Here is a 2,463-nt window from a genome sequence, read left to right as displayed (position 1 = left end):
GACCATTTCTTACCCGTCTCATCTGTCAATCTCCGAGCCATATCCCTGAGCGCTTCCATAACCTCCTCTTCAAGATACACAGAAGTTTTTAAAAGTCTTTCCTTATCCTCCCTCACTCTTTTCATCTTAAAATCCTCCTGGCATGGTGAATCCTCTGAATGGTTGTTATAAAGGATGCAATGAGTATAATCCAGAGGCTAAGCTTTATATAACCTGTCAGAAGTCCACCTATAAGAATGAGAATTCTTTCAGGTCTCTCTGCAAGACCTATCCTGCACTCTCCACCAAGACCCTCTATTCTAGCCCTTGTATAACTTACGAGGAATGAAAAGATAAGACATAATAAGGATAGGAGACTGTGGTTTACCTCATCTCTTAGGTAAAAAAGAACAGCCACTCCGGTAAATAATAAGGCATCAGAAAGTCTATCAAGAGTGGAATCAAGGAAGGCCCCGAATCTTGAGACAAGGTTTCTGTTCCTTGCCACAATACCATCGAGCATATCAAAAAATCCACCAACAAAAAGCAGCATCCCACTGTAAAAAGGGGAAAGAGGGATTAAGAAAGCTGAAATCAAAGTTATTAAAAAGCCTGTAATGCTTAAAACATTAGGATGAATCTTTATTTTTAGAGAGAGTTCTTTAAAGGGTCTGTCAAAGAAATGACCGAGTTTTGAACTTAACAATTAATGAGACCTCTTACCAGCAATAAATTCTTCCACCATCCTCCTTGCCTCCTCATCAGGATACTGGACAGGTGGATGTTTCATAAAATAGGCAGAAGCAGAGGTCAATACACCCCCTGTACCCCGATCTCTCGCAATTTTTGCAATTCTTATAGCATCTATTACAACACCGGCACTGTTTGGTGAATCCTCCACAGAAAGCCTCAGCTCAAGATTTATGGGCACATCACCGAATATCCTTCCTTCAATCCTTATGAAACAGACCTTGTTATCATTAAGCCATGGAACATAATCAGAAGGACCTATATGGATATGTTCATCTTTAATCTCACCATGTATCTGTGATCTGACAGCTTCTGTTTTTGAAATCTTCTTTGATTTTAACCTTGACCTGTTTAACATATTCAGAAAATCTGTGTTTCCTCCAACATTCAACTGATATGTATTGTCTATCTTCACTCCCCTGTCTTCAAAGAGTTTTGTTAGAACACGGTGTATAATTGTGGCTCCTATCTGGCTCTTTATATCATCGCCAATGATAGGAATATTTTTTTCCCTGAATCTTTTTTCCCATTCTGGATTGGATGCAATGAATACAGGAACACAGTTAATAAAACTCACCCCAGCCTGAAGACATGCCTCAGCATAAAAGGCTGTTGCCTTCTCAGAACCGACTGGAAGATAATTAAGAAGTATCTCAGCTCCACTATCCCTGAGAATCTTTACTACGTCACAGGGTTCTTTTTTTGATGGGATAAACCTGCGCTCAGGAGGATATTCTTCCATGTGCGGCGAGATACCGTCCAGAACCTCTCCCATCTGAACAATAACATTACTGTCAGGCATATCCTTCCATATAATCTTTGTACAGTTTGGCTTTGCAAATATGGCCTTATTCAGAGGTTGACCCACTTTTCTTTCATCGATATCAAAGGCAGCTACGAATTCTATATCTCCAGGAGTATATCCCCCCAGGTCATAATGCATCAAACCCAGACTTTTCTGGAATGTTTTATAGTACTCAACTCCCTGGACAAGAGAGCTCGCACAGTTACCAACACCGACTATTGCTACCCTTATCTTCTTCATTCTTCTCCTTCCACCTTAATATGTCTGATTATGAATTCCCTTTTTTTAGGAATTATAACAGTAAGTATACCATCTTTAAGGGTTGCACTTATCTTTTCTTTATCTATTTCTGAAGAAAGTATAAAACGTCTTAAAAAATATCCCTGCTGTCTCTCAAGCCTGTGGCATCTCAGAAATGTATCAGAAGAAGACTTTCTTAATCCGCTGATTAAAAGCACGCTGCCTTCCACCTTTACCTCGATATCTTCTTCTCGCACCCCTGGAAGTTCTGCCTCAACTATAAATTTTTCATTATCCTCGTATATATCCACCGCAGGAGTCCAGTGAGGATAACAGGCCAACTCCTCGGCAAAAAACCTGTTAAGAAACTCTTCAGTCGTAAAAAAACTTTTTCTAAGATTCCTTTCAGCCATGAGTAGTACCCGGGCAAAAGCAATAGAATATTTTATAAAATAAACTGAGTCTTTATGTCAACCTTTAAAAAGGTATAAAAATAAGTCTTCATTAAACTAGATGAGGCGTTTCATTAATCATGAGCAAGCTTAATAAATCTCACTCTTAAAAAGCAGATTTCATTTTTTAGCAAGGCCTTTTAATTTATTAGATTGTCATTGATTTCTATCGTCAAAATTCTGTTGACTTTGATAATAATTGACTATTTTTAAGCTCTTCTGTTAGATTAAAATGTA

Annotated in this window: 3 protein-coding genes; all 3 read right to left on the bottom strand. The window is 38.4% G+C overall.

Annotated features, from left to right (window positions below):
- Nucleotides 1-121: 121 nt before the first annotated feature.
- The 3 genes from N2257_10600 to N2257_10590 are packed head-to-tail and all read right to left on the bottom strand — an operon-like array spanning nt 122 to nt 2,187.
- Nucleotides 122-685: a CDP-alcohol phosphatidyltransferase family protein gene (locus N2257_10600; GenBank protein ID MCX7794833.1), complete on the bottom strand. Its 564-nt coding sequence runs from the start codon at nt 683-685 to the stop codon at nt 122-124.
- Nucleotides 686-1,774, bottom strand: a complete 1,089-nt coding sequence (locus tag N2257_10595; protein MCX7794832.1) for an inositol-3-phosphate synthase — start codon at nt 1,772-1,774, stop codon at nt 686-688. It abuts the gene before it with no gap.
- A complete protein-coding gene (locus tag N2257_10590; protein MCX7794831.1) occupies nt 1,771-2,187 on the bottom strand; it encodes an Hsp20/alpha crystallin family protein in 417 nt (138 codons plus the stop codon). Before N2257_10590 ends, N2257_10595 begins: the two co-directional genes overlap by 4 nt.
- Nucleotides 2,188-2,463 lie beyond the last annotated feature (276 nt).

It is taken from the genome of Thermodesulfovibrionales bacterium, assembly GCA_026417875.1.
GTDB lineage: Bacteria > Nitrospirota > Thermodesulfovibrionia > Thermodesulfovibrionales > CALJEL01 > CALJEL01.
This window is presented reverse-complemented; position numbering and strand designations above follow the sequence as displayed.